The 26439-nt window shown below is 42.9% G+C and carries 18 protein-coding genes; 16 read left to right on the top strand and 2 right to left on the bottom strand.

Features of this window, described 5'->3' with window-relative positions; translation table 11 throughout:
- The first annotated feature begins 40 nt into the window (after positions 1-40).
- The 3 genes from ACYVGZ_RS02155 to ACYVGZ_RS02145 are packed head-to-tail and all read left to right on the top strand — an operon-like array spanning position 41 to position 2488.
- Complete coding sequence (locus ACYVGZ_RS02155; protein WP_460750549.1) at positions 41-1177, top strand: GGDEF domain-containing protein; 1137 nt, start codon at positions 41-43, stop codon at positions 1175-1177.
- Between the two features lie 39 nt (positions 1178-1216).
- Positions 1217-1855: a TetR family transcriptional regulator C-terminal domain-containing protein gene (locus ACYVGZ_RS02150; RefSeq protein ID WP_460750546.1), complete on the top strand. Its 639-nt coding sequence runs from the start codon at positions 1217-1219 to the stop codon at positions 1853-1855.
- Positions 1856-1864: 9 nt separating this feature from the next.
- Positions 1865-2488: a LysE family translocator gene (locus ACYVGZ_RS02145; protein WP_460750543.1), complete on the top strand. Its 624-nt coding sequence runs from the start codon at positions 1865-1867 to the stop codon at positions 2486-2488.
- Positions 2489-2567: 79 nt separating this feature from the next.
- Here the strand turns inward: ACYVGZ_RS02145 and upp are convergent, their stop codons facing one another.
- Positions 2568-3224 (bottom strand): uracil phosphoribosyltransferase, encoded by a 657-nt coding sequence (gene upp / locus ACYVGZ_RS02140; protein WP_460750540.1) that lies wholly within the window; start codon positions 3222-3224, stop codon positions 2568-2570.
- Positions 3225-3493: 269 nt separating this feature from the next.
- Between upp and lon the strand changes: the two genes are divergently transcribed.
- Both lon and ACYVGZ_RS02130 read left to right on the top strand, forming a co-directional pair.
- Positions 3494-5932 carry an endopeptidase La gene (gene lon / locus ACYVGZ_RS02135; protein WP_460750537.1) on the top strand — a complete coding sequence of 813 codons (2439 nt, stop codon included), beginning with the start codon at positions 3494-3496 and terminating at the stop codon, positions 5930-5932.
- Positions 5933-6054: 122 nt separating this feature from the next.
- Positions 6055-7392, top strand: coding sequence for an MATE family efflux transporter (locus ACYVGZ_RS02130; RefSeq protein ID WP_460750534.1), 1338 nt, complete (start codon positions 6055-6057; stop codon positions 7390-7392).
- A gap of 58 nt (positions 7393-7450) precedes the next feature.
- Here ACYVGZ_RS02130 and ACYVGZ_RS02125 read toward each other — a convergent pair whose 3' ends face one another.
- Positions 7451-8647: an MFS transporter gene (locus ACYVGZ_RS02125; protein WP_460750531.1), complete on the bottom strand. Its 1197-nt coding sequence runs from the start codon at positions 8645-8647 to the stop codon at positions 7451-7453.
- Positions 8648-8741: 94 nt separating this feature from the next.
- On the opposite strand from ACYVGZ_RS02125, the gene ACYVGZ_RS02120 reads away from it, so the two are divergent.
- The 11 genes from ACYVGZ_RS02120 to ACYVGZ_RS02070 all read left to right on the top strand — a co-directional run.
- Positions 8742-9542 (top strand): AraC family ligand binding domain-containing protein, encoded by an 801-nt coding sequence (locus ACYVGZ_RS02120; protein ID WP_460750528.1) that lies wholly within the window; start codon positions 8742-8744, stop codon positions 9540-9542.
- A 180-nt stretch (positions 9543-9722) separates the two neighbouring features.
- Positions 9723-10667 carry an Abi family protein gene (locus tag ACYVGZ_RS02115; protein WP_460750525.1) on the top strand — a complete coding sequence of 315 codons (945 nt, stop codon included), beginning with the start codon at positions 9723-9725 and terminating at the stop codon, positions 10665-10667.
- A 408-nt stretch (positions 10668-11075) separates the two neighbouring features.
- The gene (locus tag ACYVGZ_RS02110; protein ID WP_460750522.1) at positions 11076-11963 is read left to right on the top strand and encodes an AEC family transporter; all 888 of its coding nucleotides are present in this window, start codon (positions 11076-11078) and stop codon (positions 11961-11963) included.
- Positions 11964-11993: 30 nt separating this feature from the next.
- Positions 11994-12551, top strand: a complete 558-nt coding sequence (locus tag ACYVGZ_RS02105; protein ID WP_460750520.1) for a mechanosensitive ion channel domain-containing protein — start codon at positions 11994-11996, stop codon at positions 12549-12551.
- Positions 12552-12644: 93 nt separating this feature from the next.
- Positions 12645-12920: a hypothetical protein gene (locus ACYVGZ_RS02100; RefSeq protein WP_460750517.1), complete on the top strand. Its 276-nt coding sequence runs from the start codon at positions 12645-12647 to the stop codon at positions 12918-12920.
- A gap of 834 nt (positions 12921-13754) precedes the next feature.
- A complete protein-coding gene (locus ACYVGZ_RS02095; protein WP_460750514.1) occupies positions 13755-15356 on the top strand; it encodes a ShlB/FhaC/HecB family hemolysin secretion/activation protein in 1602 nt (533 codons plus the stop codon).
- Positions 15357-15449: 93 nt separating this feature from the next.
- Positions 15450-23468 (top strand): two-partner secretion domain-containing protein, encoded by an 8019-nt coding sequence (locus ACYVGZ_RS02090; RefSeq protein WP_460750511.1) that lies wholly within the window; start codon positions 15450-15452, stop codon positions 23466-23468.
- Positions 23469-23470: 2 nt separating this feature from the next.
- The gene (locus ACYVGZ_RS02085; protein ID WP_460750510.1) at positions 23471-24124 is read left to right on the top strand and encodes a hypothetical protein; all 654 of its coding nucleotides are present in this window, start codon (positions 23471-23473) and stop codon (positions 24122-24124) included.
- Positions 24125-24231: 107 nt separating this feature from the next.
- The gene (locus ACYVGZ_RS02080) at positions 24232-24600 is read left to right on the top strand and encodes a hypothetical protein (protein ID WP_460750507.1); all 369 of its coding nucleotides are present in this window, start codon (positions 24232-24234) and stop codon (positions 24598-24600) included.
- Between the two features lie 314 nt (positions 24601-24914).
- Positions 24915-25973: a hypothetical protein gene (locus ACYVGZ_RS02075; protein ID WP_460750505.1), complete on the top strand. Its 1059-nt coding sequence runs from the start codon at positions 24915-24917 to the stop codon at positions 25971-25973.
- 34 nt (positions 25974-26007) lie between these two features.
- Positions 26008-26439: hypothetical protein (locus ACYVGZ_RS02070; protein WP_460750502.1), on the top strand; the 432-nt coding region annotated here is incomplete at its 3' end.

The raw sequence follows: 26439 nt of genomic DNA, 5'->3' as shown, positions 1-26439 counted from the left end.
TGTTTAATCAACAGTTTTGTATTGGCGGTTTATTGTAGTTATGTCTGAGCGCTTTGGGTCTCTTCTTGTTCCCCTCTTAATACTATTGGCGAGCATTTATCTTAGTTTACAGATCGCTAGCCTGCCTCCCCAATGGGCGCAATTATTACCTTTTCTCCCTTTCTTAGTCTCTATTATTGCGATTTTTTTAGCTTGGCACTTCAATAAGGGCCGTGCGCTATTGATGGTGCTGGCGTTACTGCTCCCAGTTTATATAGATAGAATGCAGTCCTATGGGTTGAATCAAGCCTATTGGTTAACCGCCTGCGGCATTATCACCTTTGTAGGGTTGCTACAGGAGAGAGGTTTTTTCAATCGATACGTGATTAACCGTGCTTTGTTTCTCTTTATGTTACTGGCATGGGGGTATGGCATAGAACATGGCTGGGTAGAGCTATCGGGTCTGAAAAATGTTGCGCTAACTTCTAATATTACTTTGTCAGAAGGTCTCTTTTGGTTACTACTTGGCTTCTTTGTCTTTGTTATGCTCATCGCATGGTGGCGTTTCCCCACAAGTTACCAAGCCACGAGTTTGAGTAGCTTAGCTTGCTTACTCATTTTAAAAGTGGTCGTCACCAGTTACGCTCAAGCTTACGTTATTCTCAGCGCTAGCTTGCTTACTTGGGTGTGGTTTCTGTTGCTGGAAAGCCATCGCATGGCTTATTTAGATGATTTAACTCAGTTGCCGGGGCGTAGAGCCTTGAATGAAGCCTTCCTAGGGTTATCAAAGCACTATGCCATTGCCATGCTTGATGTCGATCATTTTAAAAAGTTCAACGACACTTATGGTCACGATATGGGCGATAAAGTGCTAAAAGCAGTCGCTAAGCAATTGAAAACATCGGCTTTTCAAGGCAAGGCATTTCGTTATGGTGGCGAAGAGTTTACGTTGCTGTTTAAAGGGAAAAAGATCCGTAACCTAGAAGAGCAGTTAGAAGATGTGAGGCAAAATATCGCTGAGCAAGAGGTCATGGTGTTTGACCCAAAAAAGCAAAAAGATATGCCAGTTAAGGTTACTGTCAGTATTGGCTTGGCACATGTAGAGTCGAATGAGCTAGCGGAAAGTGTATTAAAAAGAGCAGACGAAGCCTTATATCAGGCTAAAAGAAAGGGTCGTAATAAAGTATTTTCTGCTTAGCGCAGATCGTTTGGGTCATAAGGTGAGAGTGAGGTAACAGTGGCGGAAGAAAAGCGAGCGAAAAACCAGCTCAAGCAACATATTAGGGAAAAAAATCAAAAACTCATACTAGATACAGCGGAACAAGTATTTGCACAACAAGGCTTGGCGAAAACCACCATGCAGATGATTGCAGATCAAGCTGGGCTGCCCAAAGCCAATGTGCATTATTATTTCCGCTCTAAAAAAGATCTTTTAGAAGCCGTGTTAGAACGAATTCTGACATTGTGGCTCACTTCTGTGGGCGGTTTCGACAAAGCAACGGGCCCGAAAGAAAACTTCAGTCGTTATATCAGTGAGAAAATCGACCAAACTCGACAATATAAACATGCTTCGAAAGTATTCGCGATGGCGTTAATTGGTGAAGAGCCTTTTGTTTTAGACTTTCTTCGTCAGCATTTTGTGTCTGCTTTAGAGCAAGAAAAGGCCATTATTGATGTTTGGATTAAAGAAGGCCTCATGGCTCCGGTGTCGGTAGAGCATCTATTCATTAGCCTTTGGGCCATGACACAAACATACGCAGATTTTGATGCACAAATAAAAATACTATTAGACAAAGAGAACTTAGAAAACGCAGATTACGAAACAGGTAAAGCCTTTATTATAAGTATGGTTTTAGCGGCTTGTAAGATTGATTAGGAGTTCCATATGAGCCTTGAAAGCGCAATCACATTTTTCATTGCTATTTTTATTTTCAGCATCACTCCAGGGCCTGGGGTGTTCGCTATTATTGCTCGCAGTATGACTAAAGGCGCACGATCAAGCGTGGCGTTATGCGCTGGTATGGCAGTCAGTGATATCGTGTATTTAATTATGGCTTGTTTTGGTTTGGCAGCCATTGCAACAACTTGGGAAGAAGTCTTTTTAGCCATACGCTACGCCGGCGCGGCTTATTTAATTTACTTAGGCTGGAAAATGTGGAAATCCACTACGGTTGGGATTGGCAGCCAACTTGAGACAGGCAACACGCCTAAAGAAGGCATTGCGAGCTTTATTCAGGGGTTTATGATCTCGGCGTCGAACCCTAAAGTCATTTTGTTTTATGTGGCCTTTTTACCGACTTTTATGGATGTCACTTTATTAAAAGGAGCAGACATAGTGCTCGCATCCAGCCTAGCTTTTATTGCTTTAATGTTAGGGTTGTGTCTAATTGCTTACAGTGCATCACAGGCGCGTCGTTTAATGAAATCTGAAAAATCCGTTAGCCGTTTAAATCGTGGTGCGGGTAGTATCATGGCGGGGGCGGGTGCCTATTTAGCCTTAAAAGGCTAGCCTGCCAATGCTTTCTTGAAGCATAAAAAAATCCCTTATCCGATCACTCTGATAAGGGATTTTTATTTAATCTCCAGGTTTATCGAGTTCCGTAGATACGGTCTCCGGCATCACCTACACCTGGGCGAATGTAAGCTTTTTCATCTAACTCACGATCAATAGCGCCAATGTACATTGGGGTATCTGGGTGAGCATCTTTAAAGGCTTTAATGCCCTCTGGAGCGGCAAATAAGCAAATGAAGCGAATGTCAGTTGCACCCATTTCTTTCATTTTATCAATGGCCATGATGGCAGAATTACCCGTAGCCAACATAGGATCAACCACAATGATGGTGCGTTCGTGCACGGAATGAGGCATTTTGAGGTAATACTCAACCGGCTGTTTGGTTTCTGGGTCACGGTATAGTCCAACATGACCGACACGAGCCGAAGGAGACAGTTTTAATACGCCTTCCGCCAAGCCATTACCCGCGCGCATGATGGTAACAACGCACAGTTTTTTGCCTTTTAATACAGGGCACATTGCTTTTTCTAACGGGGTTTCCACTTCAACTTCTACGGTTTCTAGGTCACGAGTCGCTTCATAACCGATGAGTGTGCCGAGCTCTTCTACCAACATGCGAAACTCTCGTGTGCTGGTGTTTTTGTCTCTCAAACTGGTAAGTTTGTGTTGAATAAATGGGTGCTCAGTCAGGGTAATGCCTGAGTAGGTATTGAGAACATCTTCGCGGGTCATGGACTGTCCTTAATGATAAAAAGGCGTGATGGTAGTTTCAAAGATCATACCATTTTTCTTGCTCTAAGCGAATAATCTTGACGAATGCGACAGGTCAGAACAATGAAAACTTGTGAGATTTGAGAATCTTGGGTGACCAACTTGTCTTTATTTGTACTTACCTATCTTACTTATTAGGGATTGTTTTCAACAGGAATGGCATTACATAAAAGGTATTAAGTAATGTGGCCCTTAGGGGAAAGAGAACAGTTTAGAAAGAGATACAACGTATGAGTAATGATCAGAATATAGACCGAGCTGATGATGTTGATGAGTCCGTTGAGGTTGAACAAGAGGTCGTGATTAGTGACCCAAGAGCGCTTGCTCTACCAGATGATGTTTTACCCGATACTCTTTATATTTTACCCATTTCCAGTCGGCCTTATTTTCCTGCTCAGGTGCAACCCATTATGGTGGATGCAGAACCTTGGGAAGAAACCATTGAGCGTTTAGCTGAGCACCCTCAGTCTGCCGTCGGCTTGGTGTACGCGGATAAAACGTCTGGCGAATCTCCAACCAGAGAGTCTTTTCGCTCCATTGGCTGCGTGGCACGTATTCATAAAGCGGAAAAGCAAAATGATAAAATTACTTTTTTAGCCCAGGGCGTACGGCGCTTTGAGGTGGTTGAATGGTTAAGTAATGAAACGCCATTTTTGGCTAAAGTGCGCTATTTGCAAGATGAAAAAACCAGTGACGATGAAGCAAAAGCCTACTCCATCGCGATTTTAGACGCGATTAAAGAGCTGATCCGATTAAACCCTTTGTTCAATGAAGATTTGCGTCAATACCTTGGTCGCTTCTCTTTCAGTGAATCTGGGCTGCTGGCGGACTTTGCCGCTTCAATTACCTCTGCTGAGCCTGAAGATTTATACGAGGTGCTGCAAACTCGTAAAGTTCAACCTCGCTTGAACCTTGCTCTAACCTTGCTGAAAAAAGAGCTAGAGATTGCGCGTTTACAGAATGAGATCAGCTCGGAAGTAAACGAAAAACTGACCAAGCATCAAAGAGAGTTTTTCTTAAAAGAGCAATTAAAGGTAATTCAAAAAGAGCTAGGATTGTCTAAGGATGATCGAACTGCCGATGTTGAAACCTTTGAAGCGCGTATAGCCGATAAAAAGCTCCCAGAGGCCGCGTTAGGTAAAATCCAAGACGAACTGCAAAAGTTGAGTATTTTAGAAACAGGCTCCCCTGAATACGGAGTGACACGTAATTACTTAGATTGGGCAACCTCATTGCCTTGGGGCATTTGTTCAGACGATAACCTAGACATAAAGTCAGCTAGAAATGTCTTAGACCAGCACCACTCAGGTTTGAGTGATGTAAAAGACCATATTGTCGAGTTTCTCGCTTTAGGGGCGCAACGAGGTGAAATGAGTGGATCGATTCTACTCTTGGTGGGGCCTCCAGGAGTGGGTAAAACCTCTATCGGTAAATCCATTGCGGCTTCTCTAAATCGTAAGTTTTACCGTTTTAGTCTTGGTGGAATGCGAGATGAAGCTGAAATAAAAGGCCACCGTCGGACCTACATAGGGGCATTGCCGGGTAAATTTGTTCAAGCTTTAAAAGATGTGGAAGTTGAAAACCCAGTCATTATGCTAGACGAAGTCGATAAAATTGGCTCGTCTTTCCAAGGCGACCCTGCATCGGCTTTGCTAGAGGCATTAGACCCAGAGCAAAACAGCGAGTTTTTAGACCACTACCTAGACATGCGTATAGACCTGTCTAAAGCGCTTTTTGTTTGCACCGCGAATCAACTGGACACCATTCCGTCACCCTTATTAGACCGAATGGATGTGATTCGCTTATCAGGTTATATAGGCGATGAAAAATTGACCATCGCTAAGCAACACCTATGGCCTAAGTTGCTGAAAAAGAACAAATTACTGAAAAAACAACTCAACATTACAGACGCCGCCCTACGCCATATCATTGAGTATTATGCTCGTGAAGCAGGAGTACGTAGCCTAGATAAACTCCTGCAAAAAGTGTTGCGTAAGTCTGTTGTTAGCTTAATGACAGAAGAAAAAGATCATATTAATGTGGGTGTTAAAGATGTTGAGCGGCTCCTTGGTATGCCCTATTTTCGTCCTGAAAAAAATCTGCAAGGGGTTGGGGTGGTTACTGGCCTAGCTTGGACCTCAATGGGAGGTGCAACCTTACCTATTGAAGCGAACAAGGTTCATGAACTCACCCGAGGTTTAAAACTGACAGGTAAACTTGGCGATGTGATGAAAGAATCGGCAGACATTGCTTATTCTTATGTTTTTTCTCACACCAAGAGTTATCAAAAAACACCTGAGTTTTTTGATAAATGCCTTGTGCACTTACATGTGCCAGAAGGGGCGACACCAAAAGATGGGCCGAGTGCAGGAATCAGTATGGCGACAGCATTAATGTCTCTTGCCAAAGAGCTTCCTGTTCGCAAAGGCCTAGCCATGACCGGTGAACTTACGTTAACAGGGCAAGTACTTGCAGTAGGTGGCATAAGAGAGAAAATCATTGCGGCTAAGCGAAGTAAGATCAACGAAGTGATTTTGCCTGAGCCTAACCGGCGTGACTATGAAGAGCTGCCTGAGTCCGTAAAAGAAGGCATGACAGTGCACTTTGCTGAACGCTATTCCGATGTGGAAAAAGTGGTCTTTAATCGTGAAGCGAACGATATTCATTAGAGTAAGCAAACTTAGCATTCTCACTTGGCGAGATACGTGAGAAAATACAAAACCAGATGTGCTAGCATCTGGTTTTTTTTTTGGGCAAGGGTATTTGCTCTACGGATTTTTAGGGGGAGTGAATGCCTGCACAGGCAAAACTAACACAAGGCTCAACACTTAAGCATATTGTCGCTATGTCAGTCACTGGGGCACTGGGGCTAATGTGCATGTTTTTGGTTGACCTAATTGATATGCTGTTTTTGTCGATGCTTGACGAAAAAGAGGCTGTTGCCGCTGTTGGTTTTGCCAGTACCCTGATGTTTTTCACCGTCTCAGTGAGTATTGCCATCTCTATTGCTGCAACGGCTTTGGTGTCTAAAGCTGTGGGGGCTGGGGACATGGCATTGGCTAAACGTCGTGCTGTGAATGTGCTGACCTTTGGTATTTTATTCTCCTCGCTGGTGGTTTGGTGGCTCTGGCCAAAAATTCCTCACCTACTTTTATACATTGGTGCCACAGGGCGCACGTTAGACTTATCTACTGAATATTTGCAGATCATTTTACCCGGCATGCCAGCGGTTATGATCGGTATGATTTGCTCGGGTATTATGCGTGCTTTGGGAGATGCCAAAAGAGCTATGTACACCACCTTGATCGGTGGCTTTGTGAATGCAGTATTAGATCCGATTTTTATCTTTGCCTTTGGCTTAGGTGTACAAGGGGCTGCCATTGCCTCTTTAATATCAAGATTATCCATGGTGGTCGTGTCTTACTATGGTGTCGTTCAGGTTCATAAAATACTTGGGCAATTTGAATTGAAGGACTTCCTAGAAGACCTGCTACCCATTTTAAAAATTTCAGTGCCAGCCATGCTGACCAACTTATCATCCCCCTTGGCTAATGCCATTGTAATGTCCCATGGGGCAGATTTTGGCGACGACGCGGTAGCAGGTATTGCGATAATTGGGCGGATTATTCCTGTGGTGTTTGGTGGTTTATTTGCGTTGTCGGGTGCTGTGGGTCCCATGTTAGGACAAAACTATGGTGCTAAACGCTTTGATCGAATGTACGACACGATTAGCAGTGCGGTTATTTATGCGTTGGGCTACTGCTTAGCCTTATGTACAGGACTGTACCTTTTACAAGATAGTTTGGTCACTGCATTTAGTGCAGCAGAGCAGACCGCTCATATGATCCAGTTTTTTGCTAGCTATGTTTCATTTAGCTTCTTCTTTCAAAGTTTGCTTTTCATTGCTATTGCTGTATTTAACAACCTTGGTAAACCTTTTAACAGTACATTGCTAAATTTTGGTCGTGCCACTTTGGGAACATGGCCGCTGATCACCATATTCGGCTGGTTAATGGGAGCTGAAGGGGTGTTAGTTGGTCAGGCTGTGGGGTCGATTATTTTTGGCAGCATGGGCTTTGTAATGGCACGTAATTACCTAATTGAGCTTGAACAAAAAGAGCAGTCATAACCCCTATAGACTCTAGTAAATGACTGCTATGCACTCACTGTGCATTCTAACTTTTGGTTTAACTACGCCCTATAATTTGGCGTAGTCTGCGTATTTCATTCTTTTCTGAAGGGTGATCTGGAATATGCAAAGCCATAAGTAAAGATAAAACCGCCATGGCTGCACCCGCGTAGAAAACACTGGCGGGAGAAACCAACCAGAGCAAACCAAAACTTACAGGAATAAACACGGCAGCAATATGGCTAATGGTAAATGACACTCCAGCGGTAGAAGCTATATCAGCAGGGTCGGCAATTTTCTGGAAATAAGTTTTTATGGCTAAAGCTAAAGCAAAAAATAAATGGTCTATCACGTATAACCCCGCCGCCATTTCAGCGGATTCAACCATAGCGTAGCCAACGAATACTAAAATAAGCCCAATGTATTCAAATACTAAGGCTTTTCGTTCTCCTATGACGCCAATAAGACGGCCAATCTTTTTGGCAAATAACCAGTTAAACGCATAATTTATTAAAAACAATAGAGTGATGTCGGCCGCTGAATAACCAAACTTTTCAACCATTAAGAAGCCTGCAAACACCACAAATATTTGTCGTCTTGCTCCACTAATGAAGACTAGTGCGTAGTACAGGCTATAACGCTTGCGCAAAATTAACTTTTTATTTTGCACGGTAGTGCTTTCAAATGTGGGAAAGGCTAACCAAATGAAGACAACGATAATCAAGGCACTTGAGCCTGCAATCAGATAGACCCACTGGTAATCCAAATTTAGCATTTCTAATAATACCCAGAGCACACAATAGGTAATTAAAGACGATAGGGCTCCTACCGAGATTAGCTTGCCCAGTATTTCAGGAGCTTCTTCTTTACTAAGCCATTGTAACGACAAAGACTGTTTAAGGGTTTCTAAGTAATGGAAGCCAATGGACATCAGTAATGTTGTGCACAGTAAGCCGGTAACAGAAGGAAAAAAGCCAGTAATGGCAACACCAATGGTGAGCATGGCTAGTGACAGAACCATAAATTTTTGTTCACGAATGAACAGCAGTACAAACACTGCCGTAAAGGCAAGGAACCCTGGGATTTCTCGCACACTTTGCAACAAACCTATTTCAGCGCCAGTAAAGGCTGCCTTTTCTATAACAAAGTTGTTAAGTAGCGCTTGCCAGCTGGCAAATGAAATAGGTAAAACGATAGCGACAAGCATAAGTAAGTTTTTCGGGGTGCGCCAATCTTTACTGGGTTGCCTTGTCATTTTTGAGGTTCCTGCTCTACTGGTTTGATTACGCCCAGTTTAGCAAGTAGTATTTTGTCCTTCATTCTATTAAAAGTCATTAGGTTTAGATAAAGTGACAAAACACTCAGCCAGCGGACTTTCTTATATTCCTTCAAATGAGCAGATACGACGTGCTCAGCATCAGCACGTGTTAGCCCGACAATATGACATGAAAGCAGGCTATGAAGGTAAGCGCCATTGCCATGCTTGGTTTCAGCTCATGTATTCGGCCAATGGGCTATTAAATGTTGAGCTGGAAGGGCAGTTGATGGTGGTGCCTCCTCAGCGCGCAATCTGGTTGCCGCCTAACTGCGAGCATAAGGTAACCACACCTCAAGGGGCACAGTTCCGTAGTTTATATTTTCGCCCAGAGAAAGTGGCAAGTTTGGGCCAAGAGAGAAAAGCCTTCACTGTTACGCCCTTAATCAAGGAACTAATTTTAGCCATTGTTGAAAGGTGCGACACCAACTTAGAGTGGCAAGAGTCGGACGAACGCTTGTTGTTGGTTTTATTGGATCAGCTGGTAAAACAACCAAGTAAAGAGTTGAGCTTACTCATGCCGAGTGACCATCGTGTGTTGGGGCTAGTGCAAGAAATTCAGCAAAACCCTTGCAATCATACGGGATTGGAACAATGGGCCGAGAGGTTAGGGGTATCCAGCCGGACAATCAGCCGCATCTTCTTGTCGCAAACCGGTATCGGCTTCAAAGAATGGCGGCAACGAGTACGCTTACTGCACTCATTGTCGTTACTTGAACAAGGGGTATCTGTAACTCAAGTGGCTTTTGATGTAGGTTACCAATCAAGCTCTGCGTTTAGTTATGCTTTTCAGCAGTTTTTTCACCAGTCACCGAAAAAATATTATACCCCTTAGCGGCTTGACCTATAGCCCCAAAACCTTGTCCAATAAGTTCTTTCTTGTTTAGTTGGCCTTCAGAATGGATGCATCGATCACACTTTCGTACATTTTTATACTGATAAAGTGGAGTAGTGCGGGTATAAGTTAGAAATGTTGGAATATGTGCAAATTTGCCAGTGATGGCGGGATATAGAGTTGAAAAAAACAAATTATAAAGAGCTAGAACAATTCATCTCGAACTCTAGACTAAAAAGCTACGAACAGATCATCAAGAAAAAGAAACTTGAAAACCTAATTGCTGCTTACAATTGGAATAAGCAGGTTTCAACAGCACTCTATCCAATTTTACAGTGTTTAGAAATCACCTTGAGAAATGCATTACATATTGCGGGTTCTGAGGCTTTCGGTGCAAGTGATTGGTATGAGCAAGTTTTAAAGCATGGTGGGGATGAAAAGTTTAAATCTGACGCGACTAAGCATGTAATAAAATATTACAGAAAGTCGGCTGGATATAAGAAAGAGGTGGGTAAGAAACCATGGCTCTCTAATCATGAAAGTATGTTGGCAGGACCTAAAAGAAAGCTTTCAAATGAGGGTAAAAATTTCTCAGCTAATAATGTAATTAGTACCGTGATGTTTGGTTTTTGGGTCAGTTTTTTTGAAGATGCCTATGCAGGTATTGACCCTAAAAAGAGCTTTTGGCCTCACCAGGAATCTAAAGTGTTTTTAGGTAATACAAATGTTAACCGAAAGCAGGCGCATTTATTGCTCCTAGAATTACAAAGGTTGAGAAACCGTATGTCTCATCATGAGCCTGTATGGAAAGATAAGTCTGTAGTTGATGACAAAAGCGCTATCCAATTTCTTCATACTCAAGTAGATAACGCACTGCTGCTGATTCGCAGTTTTTCTAACGAGCGATATGAACACCTTTTGAAGTCGGGTAAGGTGGCTTTTTTTAAAGGAGTTTGTAGCAGGCAAACTTTGCTAGCGTATTTACGCGAGGACCAATTTAAGAGACTTGATAAGAAAAAAGTTAAGAAGCTAGTATGCAGGGAAATGCGTAATGTTAGAGTTGAACCAGTGATACTAACAGTTCATGGCGTGCCAAAGTTTATTGTTGACCTTTGGCCTAGCTAAGTAGATACAAAAATGCGCCGTATAGGCGCATCATGCTGGATAACAACGTACTTTATTCGGCAACCATCCAAATATGCGCAAAGGTTATGAATCCCATTGAACCTCTGCACGTTCACTAATAATGATCTTAAGTTATGTTGACGAAGCCGTCAAGGTGGCTCGTGGCCACCATCATTATAGATTGGGCTTTGCCGCAAACTTAGCTTTTAAATTAATTACACAGATCGTTTAGGTAGGAAAGGTTATGTGCACTCCAGTAAAGCTTTGACCAATCAAGCTCTGCGTTTAGTTATGCTTTTCAGCAGTTTTTTCACCAGTCACCGAAAAAATATTATACCCCTTAGCGGCTTGACCTATAGCCCCAAAACCTTGTCCAATAAGTTCTTTCTTGTTTAGTTGGTCTTCAGAATGGATGCATCGATCGCACTTTCACACATTTTTAACACTGTGTTTCCGCTAGCTTTTATTGTCTTAGTTGCATTTTTATACGCTAGGGTCAGGCCGACAGACATGTCGGTGGCCAATCGGTTAAATATCAGTGTATTTGTTCCCGCGCTTATTTTCTCTGTAATGGCATCGAAAGAGTTTCATGTCGCTTTGTATCTCGATTTGATATTAGCCGCTGCTGTCGTGGTGCTTGGTTCAGGGTTATTGGTCTGGCCTCTGTGTCGTTTGCTTAACGTAGAAGTTAAAACACTTGTGCCTCCAATGATGTTTAATAACAGTGGTAATTTGGGCATCCCTCTTATCGTATTGGCTTTTGGTGAAGCTGCCCTGCCCATTGCCGTTGTTTTATTCTTAACAGAGAACTTGCTCCACTTTACGGTTGGCATGTATATGATCAACCCTAAGTCTAATTTTATTAATATTTTAAAAATGCCCATGGTGCTGGCGACTATTTTAGGTTTGCTATGGAGCTTGCAAGGTTGGGGCCTGAGCCCTGCTATTCAGGTGTCGGTTGATATGATGGGGCAAATTGCCATTCCGCTCATGCTGTTTGCTTTAGGAGTGCGCATGACCAGCGTGGATTTCAGCCAATGGAAATTGGGAGTGATAAGCGGCTTTATCAGCCCCATTAGTAGTTTAATTATTGCGGTGATCTGGCAATGGTTTGCTGAGCTGTCACAAGAGCAATTTGGCTACTTGCTTCTATTTGCTTGCCTACCGCCTGCTGTATTGAATTATATGGTGGCAGAAATGTATCAACAGGAACCCCATAAAGTGGCTTCTATGGTGTTAATTGGCAACCTAATGAGTATTGCCATCGTCCCTTGTGTGCTATTTTATGTTCTTTGAGTGGCAGTTTGACTAACTAAAATGAGTAATATGATGATAAAAGTTGTACTCGTTATTTTATTGGTTGTAGGCTATTTTTTACTAGCTAAAATTTTGGCTTCTAGCATTGCATCTCTAAGCCAGAAAAAGTCAGTGAAAGATGTACGCGCAAGTTATGTCGCAAAAATGCTCAATCTTGGCTTAACCGCGCTTTTTGTTCTATTGATTTGTTTAGTATTAGGCGTGGGCTATGGTGAGCTGGCCATTTTCTTCTCTTCAGTCTTTGCTGTTGTCGGTGTGGCTTTGTTCGCTCAATGGTCAATTTTAAGTAACATTACAGCGAGCTTGCTGATCTTTTTTAGCTTTCCATATAAAGTCGGAGATTGGGTAAAAGTGGTCGATAAAGATGATGAAATCATTGGTCAGATTATAGAAATTTCCACTTTCCATGTGATAATTCGGCGATTATCGGAAGACGTTGTGACCTATCCTAATAATCTCATTTTGCAAAAACCTGTTATTCGTCTTCAAGGAAAAGAAGCGGCGCAAGCTTTTAGCCAATTTAAAGAAAAGGCCGAAGCGCCTCAACCAGAAAATAATAAAAGTTAACGTTTGTATAAAAACTAGCCTGTATTTGGCTTACTTCTTACTACTATGTCATAATGGCTTCTCTAATTCACTTGTGAAAAAGAGGAGCGAACTATGCAATCAGATCCAAATGAGCTTTTACAAAAGAACCGAGAACTGATTCATTCCGATGCTCTAAAAGTGAAATCCCATGTGCAGCGTTCGCAAGCCGACTGGATTCTTCATACCTTAATGATCGAAGGATACGATGTACCCTTCCGCTTTAAGCGCCAAGGAAAGTACCGAACTCTTAAAGGGGCACGCGTTAACCTTACTTATTACCCTGCCCAAGAGAGTGTCGCGGGCATTCCTATGGAAGTGATGAAGGTGGTCCGTGTAAAACGTACCTAAATTGTCTGTTGATCCTCGCCTAAAGGCTTTTCTTATTCCCTTGAGCCACTTAACGTGTCTTTTCTATCCAAAAGCATGTAATGGGCAATAACCTTATCTGCTTACTACTATGTTATGGGCTCGCTTTATTCAAACTGATACACCATAAGTGATCCCGCTATGGCTGGCATCCTTTATGAGATTACTTCCATGCGTTTATTTGCAGATTTATTACATGAAAGGGCTTTCTCTGATCATACGACAGTCATGAACTTCAATAATTTATTGAAATAAGCGCAAACGTCCTTAAAGAAGTGAATAAATGATTATTGAGCTTAGGAGTTCGCTTCAAGAAAAAGGCTATTGTTGAAACAACAATCATTGAGTTAGCTTGTCCAATCTAAAATAAAACGAAGTCATGAGATCCCGGATTGCATCAGGTTAGAGCGGTAATTAATGTTTTCCGCGAGTTAAAGACACATATTGCTGTGGATGCTGAATATAGTCTCATTCATAACTTCACGACCACGCCAGTTAATGAGTAGGGCCTTAACTAGATAACAGACCAAGGGACTTTGTATTAGCAGATTCGTGATAATGGTATTTATAACCCTCTAAAGTCTGTAATTTTAAGGCGTGGATGGAGTTAAATGGGGGTTACGAATCAATTGTAGGTTTGTTTGAATTTTGCCTAAGATGTGCATTTTGTTTCAATTTCCATTTAGCAAATAATTGAATAAGAATTGTTCTATTTGCGTTAATTATGTAAGTTAAAGTAAAATAACGGAAAGAAAAGGATTTTTTTTAGTGGTATTTCGATCATTATTTACATTTTTCTTGTTGTGGTTAGCTCTTTTGTCTGAAATTTCTTACTCAGCTGAAGAGGAAACGATACGTAACCAAGCTGATTGGCGTCTACGCAACAAAGAAGCTGAAGAAACACTGAATAGAAGTCTTGAAGAAGCGAGACCTCCCATTCAGCTGCCACAGCCTCCTGTCACACCGCAGATAGTAGAAGATGAGGAAGTGTGCTTTGTTGTGGACCATATTGAAGTTAATGGTCTGCTTTCCGATTGGGCATTAGCTCAGGGCGAACAATATCTTGGGCAATGTATCGGTGTTCAAACTTTGAAGGCTTATGTTCGTCTGATCAATCAAAAGTTATTGGCAGATGGCTATGTAACATCAAGAGCGGTATTGCCTGAACAAAACATTGCTTCCCGAACCGTCATGATAAAAGTGGAAGAGGGGTTTGTTGAGCGCATAGTCTTTCCTAGGGAGTATCGGTTTAGTTGGAAAAATGCTTTACCTGTAAAAGAAGGCAAAGTTCTTAGCTTACGTGACATGGAACAAGCTGTTGAACAATTGAGTCGACTTCATTCTCAAGATGTAAAGTTCAGTATCAAACCGGGGAACTATCCTAATTCCAGTATATTGATTGCTGAAGTGAAGCAGTCTAAATCTTGGTTAATCAGTACGTCGATTGATGATAGTGGTAGTGAAGCAACAGGAAAATATCCTCTTACGGTAAATGCTGTGGTCGATAATTTTGTTGGTGCGCAAGATGTTTTAGCGACTTCCTTTTCTAGATCTAGGGGGGGCGCTGTAGGTGAGTCTAATAGTCGGTATTTTTCTTGGAGTATGCCTTTCGGATATTGGTTATTAGGACTTTCTTATAGTCATTCAGATTATCTTCAGGTCACCCAAGGTAGTGTGCGAGACTTTGAATTGAGCGGAAATAGCCAGAACAGTAAGCTGAGTCTTGACTATGTTGCTCTGCGTAATAACAAAGCAAAGCTAACTCTTAACAGTGAACTGAAAACAAGAACTAGGCGCAGCTATGTAGAAGATGCTGAAATCAACGCCCAACGACGCAATCTCACCGAACTTGATTTGGGATTAAACTATCGACACTTTTTGGGTCGCAGTATCTTCGACTTTTCTTTCGATATTCATCAAGGGATTGATAACTGGCTAGGGGCCGATAAACGTAGCCTTGACGCTGCAGAAAATGTCGCTCAGCCGGACTATCGTTTTTACTCTATGTCTCTTTCTTTGAATCATCCATTTACCTTTTTTGAGCAGCAAATGAATTATACAGGGCGTTTGTTTGCGCAGTATTCAGATACAGCTATCTATTCTTTGGACTGGTTCTCTAACGGTGGCCGTTACACGGTAAGAGGGTTTAATAGCGATGAATCATTAAGCGCAGAGCATGGCTGGCGCTTAAAGAATGATGTCGGCCTACCTATTCCGATAAATAGCGCTTCATTCTTTCCATATTTGGGGTTAGATATTGGGCAAGTTTCTGGAGATGGTGCTGAGAATGAGACCAGTCGAACAATGATGGGGGTAACCGTTGGAGTAAAAGGAGATATATCTAATATGAACTTCGATATAGCAGTTTCAGAGCCTTTTATTGAATACGGACCATACGCTAAAAAAAATGACTTTTAAATTAGCGCGATGCTGTCAGCTCAATTTTAAACGATATTAAATAATAGTCAGTTTCAATATAGATACAATTGAATCAACTTAGGGATGAGTTACATGTTTAAATTAAGACGATGTGTGAAATGTTGTTTTTTAGTCATGGGATTATTTCAATCGGTATCGCTTGATAAAATTACCCATCAGAAAACCACCTCTTTAAAGTTTAAAAAATCTTCTAATGTATCGTTATTGGAGCCATTTCGTCGTAACAAAAAGTATATAGCACAGATTATATTATCGGCTTATCTCTCTGCCCCTGGGGTTTTGCTAGCAGAGGGCGCGAAAGCTGCATTGAACAGTGCACATGCTCCGGGGTTTGATGTCTCTGCTAGTGGTGTTCCTATTGTCAACATAAATGCACCATCGGCGAAAGGCGTGTCTCGTAACGAGTACGATCAACTTAATGTTAACAACATTGGTTTGATCTTTAATAATTCGACGAACATAACAGCTACTCAATTAGCTGGTTATATCGATGGAAACCAGCGGCTAGAAGGCAAGAGCGCTAGCATTATATTAAATGAAGTCACAGGTAACAGCCGTAGTGCTTTAAATGGCTACATGGAAATCGCTGGACGATCTGCCGAGATGGTTATTGCCAACCAAAATGGCATAACTTGTGACGGCTGTGGGTTTATCAATACCACTCGAGCGACTTTAACAACTGGCCAAGCATTATTCGACGGGCAGGGTGGTTTGTCTGGTTTTGACGTTTCACGAGGCGATATTGCCATTTCTGGTCAAGGTTTGAACGATACCCAAACTCATGAGTTAGATATTTTGGCGCGTAGTGTCAAGCTTAATGCCAAACTATGGACTGATCAGGCCACCATCATCACCGGTGATAACCTCATTAACTACCAAGACAAGTCTGTTACTGCTCGATCCAGTGGTGAACGGGAAGAATTTGCATTGGACGTTGCGGCCATTGGCGGCATGTACGCCAATCGTATTCGTTTGATTGGTACTGAACAAGGATTGGGCGTGAATATCGGCGGTGAAGTCAGGGCCGTTGACGATATAGTGCTTGATAGTCAAGGAAATATTGTTCACGGTGCAACTTTAAGTGCTGATGATATTCAAATTGAAGCCAATGTGTTGAAAAACAGTGGAGCAATTTTGGGCAATAAGGTGTCATTAGCGGCGACACAAACTCTGGTTAATTCGAATCAAAATGCTCAAGTACACGCTGCGAAAACATTAAACTTGTCATCATATGGCGACATTGTTAATGATAACGACGCCATTTTTTCTTCTGATGATCAGCTGGTTATTCATACCAATGGGACATTCAGTAACTTGAATGGCGCCAATACTTACTCTTCCAATGACATGACACTGCAATCTCTGGGGGGGCTTGTTAATCAAACGAGCACAATAGAAGCTGCTCATGACCTTACTCTTATCAGTCAAGCTTTTAGCAACGATGCCAACAGTACTATGTTGGCAGAAAATGGCATCCTAAACATCATGATTGGCGAGCGGGAAGACGACGATATACTGACTCTAACTGGGCCGTTAACCAATAAGGGAACGTTAACGGGTAAGGATGTTAAATTGACGGCCACGGCCATTTACAATGACACCAGTAACAGTCGGATTAGCGCTACAGGCGATGCTACCTTAATCGCTACTAAGGGAGAGGTGAGTAACACTAACAGCGCCAGCATTCGTACCAATGGTTTGTTAACCATTGAAGCGAGGACGGACCTGATTAATACCGTCAGTCAGATTGAATCCGCACAAAATATACGTTTGTCCAGCCGCAACATTGATAATACAGCAGGGGCATTAATCCGTGCCAACGACACTATCACCCTAGACTGGGAAGGTGCTTTAACCAATGACAACGCCATAATTGAAGCACGAAATACCATTCAAACTGCGCAAGCTATCCAAAGCACAGAAGATAATGTCGAGAATCCTCGTTCTGGTAGTCTGACTAACCAAAGCAACGGCACGATCACCGCGTTAAACGGCCAATTGGATTTAACCTTAGGCAGCCTAGCTAACTATGGTGTAATTGGAGCCAATCGTGTCACCTTGAACAGCAGTAGCCTATTAAACTCAGGCAGTAATGGGGCCATCGTGGCCAATGAGTATCTGGATCTGGCATCGAATAGCAGTATTGATAATTACGATGGGGCGTCTTTGTTCAGCTTGGGCAGCGGAGAATTGTATGCCAAAGGCAATATCACCAACAGTTCGGCAGATATTGAAACCCGAGGTGGGGACTTAACCATTGAGGCGAGTAACATCGTTAATAAACGATCCCTTGTGAAAGTTGAGCATAATTCCGTCAGTAGAAATCATGAAATCACTGGCAGCATTATAGTTATACAAGAGCCTGTGCATGAGAGAAAAGGGAAAATAACTGAACAAACCTTTACCACATATACAGAGACTATTGTTACTCCATACATCTCCCAAATCAGTGTGGAAGGTAAAATCACGTCCCAAGGGAGTTTAAACGTCGAAGGTTATGTTGATAATCTTTATTCCACTATCAGTGCCAATAACAACCTGAACTTTAATGGCGGGATTAACAATCAGTCTTTGACTGCGACACAAACCATTAAAACGAATGGAACAGATCGAAATCTAAAAATTTGGCATTCTTTTTATCGCGAAAGTCGTAAAGGTAAAGGTTCTTATAACCGAGAGAGAAGGAGCGAGACGACAACTAATTTCAATCGCCTTAATACAAAGCCTGTATCATTACTCTCTCCTACGCTTTCTAGTAAAAATGCCATCACTGGCAAAGGCGGCAGCATACAAAATGTAGGTAGTGTGGATGAAATATCAGAAGAGTTAAGCCGTGCTGAGATGATTAAGCAACGCCGAAATGCTATTTTTGATGACCTTTCAATAGACGATTTTATTAGCAGTGCCCAATTTTCCGTTACCCAATCATTAGGTTCTGGTTACCTGATTGAAACCAACCCTTTATTCACCAATTACAAAACCTTTATTTCATCTGACTATCTGTTGAATAAAATGCTAGGAGATAGCAACGGACGTACAGGCAAAACTGCATCGCGCCTTGGGGACGGCTATTTAGAGCAACAAATGGTGCGTCAGCAAATACTCTCCTACACAGGACAACAAACCTTACCTAATCAAGAGGACATTGAATCCGCCTACGCGACCTTGATGGACAATGCTTTAAATATATACACAGACTTAAAATTAAGCACTGGTATTGCACTCAGTAATGAACAAGTAGCCAAGCTAAAACAGCCCATAGTATGGATGGTGACTGAGACAGTACAAACCGCTTCTGGTCCCAAACAAGCCTTGGTTCCTAAGGTCTACTTACCTAATACCGACGATCTGATGTTGCGACCAGATGGAGCCTTGATTGCTGCCAACAACATTGATATCGAGGTGGACGAGAGTCTGACTAACTCAGGGGCTATCCTGGCAAGCAATGGGTTAAACGTCAAAGCGAAAAACATAGAAAACACGGGTAGCTTAACTGCAACAGATTCGCTGACTCTTGATGCAAGTGAAGATCTCACTTCAATTGGCGGTGATTTATCTGGGCAGGATATCCATTTATCCGCAGGGCAGGATATTAAAATGGTTGCTAGCTCTGTGGAGGCACAAGGCAGCTTAGCCCTGGCAGCAGGCAATGACATTCAGCTTTCTGCCACTCAATCGATGCAAACGACAGGTTTTACGGATGACATTACAACCACAACGACACACAATATGACTCAGTTGACCGGTAAAACGGTAGCCTTGAACGCCGAATCTGGAAAAGTGACGTCAGAAGCCGCACATATTAAGGCAACACAGAGCATCGACATTAGTGCGGAAGAAGTGGAATTGCTTGCTCTAGCCGATTCGACAAAGCGTACGATAGATAATTCCAGTAAATGGAATCCTCGTACAAAAGATATTACGACCAGTTCAAGTGTGACCCATCAATTGAGTCAGTTAGAAGCCGGCAATATTAATATACAAGCTGCGGAAACAATCACCAGCCAAGGTGCTCAGTTGGCAGCGGAGGAAGACTTGACTCTATCCGCCAACAACATTGATCTTTTGGCGGTGAAAGACACCAAAGACGCATACAGCTTTGTAGGCGGTGGTGGTAATGCCACGGAAAAAAGTTCTCACAACGAAAGCCTCACAGGCACCAAACTAAGCGCTGGCGGTACATTAAATCTAGTAAGTCAGCAGGATATCTTCTCAGAAGGTTCGACTCTTACTGGTGATAACGACATTGCGTTGGCTGCGGGTGGAGATGTGATGTTAGCCAGTGCCCAAGCGACTAATTCCAGCTTTGAAGAAGTGAAAAAGAAAAGATCTGGTTTATTGGGCTCGAAAACCTCTACTAAAACCTCTACGTCTGAAAGCACTACCAACCAAGGTACGAATCTAGCCTCTGGTGGCGATATTCAAATCACTTCAGGAGCGGATATTATTCTATCGGGCTCCAAAGCCACAGCCGCAGGTGGTATTGATTTACAGGCTCAAGGCGATATTCAACTCTTATCAGCGGTGGATCAATCCTCTTCTCGTTACCAAGAACAGAAAAAAGGTACTTTTAAAGTCAAGGCCAAAGACCAAGGCTCGATCACACAAACGGCTGTTACCAGCGATCTCGTTGCCAATGGGACCTCTGGTGATGGCGATATTGCATTGGCGTCAGGTAATAACATTACCCTGGAAGGTGCGACTTTAGCCGCCAACGATACCTTATCAATGGGCGCAGGCTCTGACTCACTACAAGCCGTCACACAAAATGCCGATGGTAACTATGTCAGTGCCAATGGTGCGCAGGTGGGGAACGTGATAGTGGGCAGCAAAGCCCTGCAAAGCAGTGAGTGGAGTGAATCCTCCTCTGGCTTCCGTGGCATATTTAAAGATCTTGCCAAAGGCTTAGCTGTGGTTGCCGCAATAGGTACAGGCGGCTTAGTGCATGGTGACATCAAAGTAGGGGAAGCGGATGCGACTCGTACTGACTCATTAACACAGCAGACGGCGACTCTTGCTGCCAATGAGCTTGATATCAATGCACAAAACAACCTTACCCTGATCGGTACCAATGTCGAGGTCTCCAATACGGCGAACCTGAGCGCCAACGACATCATCATAGATGCAGCTCGTGAGCAAACCGTCGTCTCTAATGCTCACACTGATCAAACAGTCTCAGGTAAGGGCGCGGCGTTACAAAAAGATCAAATCAGCCTCGCGAGTATCACTGAGACCGATCAAACCGAACGCACAACAACCACATCTAATACCTGGGCGGGCAGCTCTATCTCGGCGGGTAATCTCAACATTCAAGCCAACAATAATGTTGCCATTGTCGCGAGTGATGTGAACGTCACCAACGATGTCAGTATTGAAGGGGACAACGTACTGATTGGTGGTCGAGAAGCCACCACAGAAACCACCCATGACAGCATCACCAAAACCAAAACCCTCGATGCTGGTGTAAGAAATGCCTATGTGGATGTCGTTCTAGCGGCAGAGGCCCTAAAAGACGCCAAAGACGCTGTTGGTGATGCTAAAGATGCTTATGACGACGCCAAGCAAAAAGTCGCCGAAGGCAAACTGCCTGAGAGTGATTTGGATTTCTACAAAGTTAACCTTGCCGCTGCTACGGCTAACCTTGCCAGTGCCACCACAGCGGTAACTTCAGCAGGGGCCAGCGCTGCTGCCAGCACTGCCACCTATGGCTTTACAGTTAGCGGCGGTGTGACCACCCAAACAGATACAACTAGTACCACCACTACCCAAGGTACTTGGAATGGCTCCAATATAAACATTGGTAATAATGCAAGCGTAGCAAGTGAAAATAACCTAAACATCGAAGGTTCCAGCATCAACACTGTAGGTCAGCTTGCACTAAATGCCCAAAACATCAATATTACTGCTGGTCAAAACACTTATACCGAAAATACTGAGAGTCATAGTGAAGGCGCGAGTGCTAGCTATGGCTCATCGGGTGGATTCAGTGGCGGTATTAATGCCAATCAGAGCAAAAGCGACAGTCAAAGTGTTACGCACAGCAACAGCCAAATTGGCGCGGGTAGCCTAGTAAGCAACAGTGACAAGCTCACCATAAAAGGTGGCAACCTTAACGCCACAGATATTGATATTACGACCAACAATTTAACGGTCGCTAGCCTACAAGATACTGCTAACAGTAATAGTAAAAGTACTGGAGGAAGTGTTGGTTTTGGTAGCAGTAATAATGTCGGCATTAACGCCAGTCAAAGCAGCGCGGACAGTGCCTGGGTAAACCAACAAAGCGGCATCACCGGCAGTACAGTCAACATCGCGGCTAAAGACACCAGCCTAACGGGCGGTGTCATTGCGGCTGTTGATGAAGAAGGCAACAGCACTGACCGGTTAAATTTAACCACAGACACCTTAACCGTTGCAGATCTGCAAGACTTCGACAACAGCCAATCCAAGGGAATAGATCTCTCCCTAAGCAAAAACACCACCACACTGGGTGCCAACTTTAACGGCCATGAAAAAGCCCAGACCAACAATGTCACAATAGGCCTAGGCAGCGTCACCGTTAGCGGTACCGACCTAAACGAACAAGCACAGTTTGCCGATCTCAACCGAGACGCGGCTAATAGCCAAGAAATCACCAAAGACATGGAACGTGGTGGTTTGGACATGTCTTTAACCGTCGACAACCGCATGTTGAGCGAAGCAGGATGGGAAGACATTGCCGAGGATGTTGAAAAGACTAACGAATTAGCTGGTGATGGAGCTAATGCACTTGGCATGAAGGGCGTCACGAAATTCCTATACAACATAAATGATCCTGAGGTAGCCGCTCAGCTACAGGGAAGAGAAGAAGCCGCTCTGGATGCGTTGATTGATGTAGGGGTTGATCCAAAAATCGCCAAGTCAATTATGACGAATCCAAACCTTTTCCAAACCGCTGGCGGCATATTGACTAATGAGCAGGCGCTTCTTGATGGAAGGGAGCCGGAATCACCGGAAATCGAAAAAGGAGCATCAACCAACGAGTCAGCTAAAAATAGCGAAGGTATGCTTGTTGTTGAAATCACATCGGGCCGTCAAAATAACCCTGTCGAAAAGGTTCTGTTAGGCGCGAAAGAGGTTCGGGACTTTGTTAGTACACTACCAGCAGAAGAAGCCAATGCTGCGATGCTTGCACTGGGAGTATTGACAGGAGGTGTGATCAAAACCGCCATAGAGGTTGGTAAAGATGTCATAATAAATGAAACAATGGGCGATACCCTGAATGATCTGCAAAAGAGTGTCGCCACCGCTGCCGCAGCAGGTGCGCAGGGCATCGACCTCGCCACCCAAAAAGACTATATTGAAATCGAAGGAGAGCGTGGTGGGCATGCTCATAACCTGCAAGAAGGAGCAGAATTTGGTTTAGAAGTGATTGGTCTTGGCGCAGGCGCAGGGTTGATAAAAACGGGGATTGGTCAAAAGAGTGTCGTAAATAGCAGTGTCGCCGATTCTTCTGGTAGTGTAGGGAGTGGTTTAGGCCCAGAGGATAATCTGCCGGTTAAATCAGCCCCGACAAGGGAGAGTGTTCGTGCGGAACTCGATAAGCTACCGGACGGCCAAGGTGCTAATTTTGATGTTCGTCAAAATGCTGATGGTAGTTTTAGTGCGGTTAGGAAAGACGTAGACGCTACCCCTCCAATCAAAGTGACCGAAGACGGTAATCTTGCTTCGCCTATAAAAACCCAATCTAATAGTGATGCTCAAGTCGTTCAGAATCGAATAGATGGCTCTCGAAGAGAGGCGGAGGTTGAGGCCGAACTAAAAGAAGCTAACCCTAATGCCTCCGTTCAAAATGAGCAGTTCTTGCGTGATAAAAACGGTAATATTGTCGTTGACAGAATTACAGGTGAGCGTCGAAGAGTTGACCATGTAGTCATTGAAGATGGGCGTGTTACGGACGCAGTAGAAACAACCAGTTTAACAGCCAAAAAAGATGCTCAGAAGGCAAAAGAAGATCGCATACTTGAGCAAGGAGGTAATTTTGTTAAAGATAGGGATACAGGGTGCACAATACCACTTGACTGTGAAATTAGACTGGATAGGCGAGAATAAGCGTGTTTAATGAATTAAAGAAAAAGGCAGAAAACCACTTACTTGAGGTTGAGGACTTAATTGAGCTGGCGGTTGCTAAAAACACCGATGCCATACCTTTTTTAAGGGAAGCCACTGAAGTATATCAATGGGATGATGTAGTGGCAGCCAAAACCTCAAATAAGGTGCCTTTAGCAACATGGGCAACTGTTGTGGTTGCCTATTTAGAGGGTGGATTTGATGGGCTTAAGCAATATGTAAGCTCGGACTCAGGTGAGTACTTAGAGACATCAGAATTTGTTCTTGCTGTATTGGATGATATAAAAAGCAAAGAAACAATTAAGGGAATAATTACGTTATTTGATGAACTTATTAAAAAACCTGAAATTAACTATTCACTTTCTTTAAAGTTAGTAGATGCGATCAACCTATTGTTATCATTCCCTCCTTTAATAGAAATTGATAGCAAAGATAAGAATACTTTGGGCGCTTTTGTCCATAAGTTTTTATCTCTGTATGGGGAAAAAGACAGCTCAAGGTGTGCCGCTTTTTGTGCATTAAGAGGAGTTGGTGATTTAGCGTCTATAGAGACAATTAAGTCCTACCCTAAATTAACCGGTTCATATAAGGGTGTTGAAAGTATTGTGATCAAGGCTATTAAGGCTCGAAATAAATAGTTCTTGTGAACTGAGAATATAACGCAAAGCCCAATCGTTGATTAACGGTTGGCCCAGAGGATATTGTTCCGCCTCGAACAACAGATGAGTTGTTATCAAATGGGCGAGTGCCTACTTCTAAAAAAGGTTTTGATAAATGGTTTGATGACTTATCACCTCAAGAGCTAGATACTCTCTGGTCGGATAAGAAAATCAGAACTCAAATAGAAAGACAAATTCGTAACCCTGGAAATCTGCATGAGTGGTGTATGGTATGTCGAGCACCCGATTTCAAAGAGTGGGGAGTGTCCATGGATGAGATAAAAAGGTTTAGAACTAAAACGGCAGATTTGAAATGGAAAGATCCAGATACAGGCATATCTGGTGGCCATGGTTCTACAGGCTCGGGAAAATTTCATAATGAGCTGAAAGATGTAATAGATAATAGCAGCTCATTAAGTAATTGGGGCCAGAGTAAAATTAAATCTATTCCCTAGCTAATTTAGCTTCATGCTATCCATTTCTATCTTAACGTATGCGAGAAAGGAGTCTCCATGCCACGTTGTTCCAGAGTTTCAATTCTGGGTTTTACCGAGCCTATCATTCTGCGGGGTAACACCCGCCAGCCTATTTTTACCTGCGATGAAGACATCAACGCCTGTGCTTATTTAGGTCATGAGAGGTAGCTGAAAATACAGGAAAGTGTTGGAGGAAATTGGATTGGCGTAAAGATGGTGAGGAGGGTGGGTCATAGTGAGTTAAGTTTACCCTGACCTTATTTATCTCTCATTTCAAAACTGCTGGCGACATATTGACTCATGAGCAGGCGCTTTTTGATGGAACGACCTTTAAAGACACCCATATCAATGCCAGAGAGACAACCTTAATAGAACAAGGTCTTGCTGGTGAAGCTGGCTTCATAGAACAATACGGCACGCAAAATGGTGAAAAAACCGTTGATATCCGAATAGGCGAGGCGGCAGGTCAAGCAGCACAAACGATAAAAGAGGGCGCGACAGCCGTTTCCGAAGGCCTAAGTAAAGACCCCGTTAACTTCACTAAAACCGTAGCCGAAGGCGTTTGGGACATTACCGTTAATGCGGTAACCAACCCAATGGAAACCTTCGTATATGACGACAGCAAAGGCAGCGCAGCCGACAGACAACTGGTTGCCGAACTGCAAGGTAACGCAGAAGCAGCCAAACAAGAAGCGGGATCAAATGTCATTGAGACGGTTTCTGAGCTCACGCCACCGGGTGTAGGCAAAGCGTTCAAGCACTCCGCAGAAGTGGTAGGAAAAGAAACGGTAGAGGTAGCTGACAAATTTCAAAAAGATATTTTGAAATTTGATAGTGATGTTTGTGCTAACGCTACATGTAACGGATATGTAAACGGTACTAAAATTAATCAGTCAGGCAAGACGATTAATAACAGCGAGTTAACATCAAAACAGCAAGGTATAGTAGCTGATATCATTAGAAATGGTGACCAAAGCGGTGCAAAAACGGAAGCATTAACAAGTGATTTGCTTGCGCAATCTGGCTATAAAGAGCTGAGTGGTAATAAATACGGTGGTGAGAAAGGCATAGACCATATTTTACAAGATAAAGATGGTGTTACGACGGTTGTATTAGATGCAAAACAGCTTAATAAATCGGGAGGCTCTCAGCTGGGTAAAAGTGGTGACAGTGATGTCCCAACGATCCAGTTAAGTGATAAATGGTTAAAAACAACAGCGGATCGTTTACCTCCCGGTGAAGCAAAAACAGCTTTAGAGCAAGCAATACAAAGCGGATCTCCAATCAAAACTGTGATCACGGCCGTCGATAAAAAAATCGGTGATGTTAAAAATTGTGCCCGTGATAATTGACACAACATCGAATAAATAAGTGAAGAGGTTAAAAATGAATCCTAGAATAGTAAACGATAAAATGGCATTTCGCTTACAGCATTGCGATGGTCACATTAACGGCGAAAATCATACAGAAAAAAAGTTAAATGAAATATGCAAAATGATTGAAGAGGGAGCAGAACATTCACCTGATTTATTTTGGTTCTTAGGTAGCCATCTTGAAGCACAGGCCATGTCCCATTGGTTTCATGGTGGTGATTTAGAGACCTTTAAAAACCTTTGTTATAACATTTTTAAATTAAAATATATTGGTAATCACTCCCCTTATAATAGCTTTGATACTCATACTTTACGTTCAGAATCTGCACTCTTTATATTGTCAGACTATGAGCCACTTATTGATTGGCTTGGCAATAGAATGGCAGAAATCGAATTAGATCCAACGAAGACAGATATTGTAAAAGAGGGTGCATTTACAAGACTT

Source organism: Marinomonas epiphytica (genome assembly GCF_054780655.1).
This window is presented reverse-complemented; position numbering and strand designations above follow the sequence as displayed.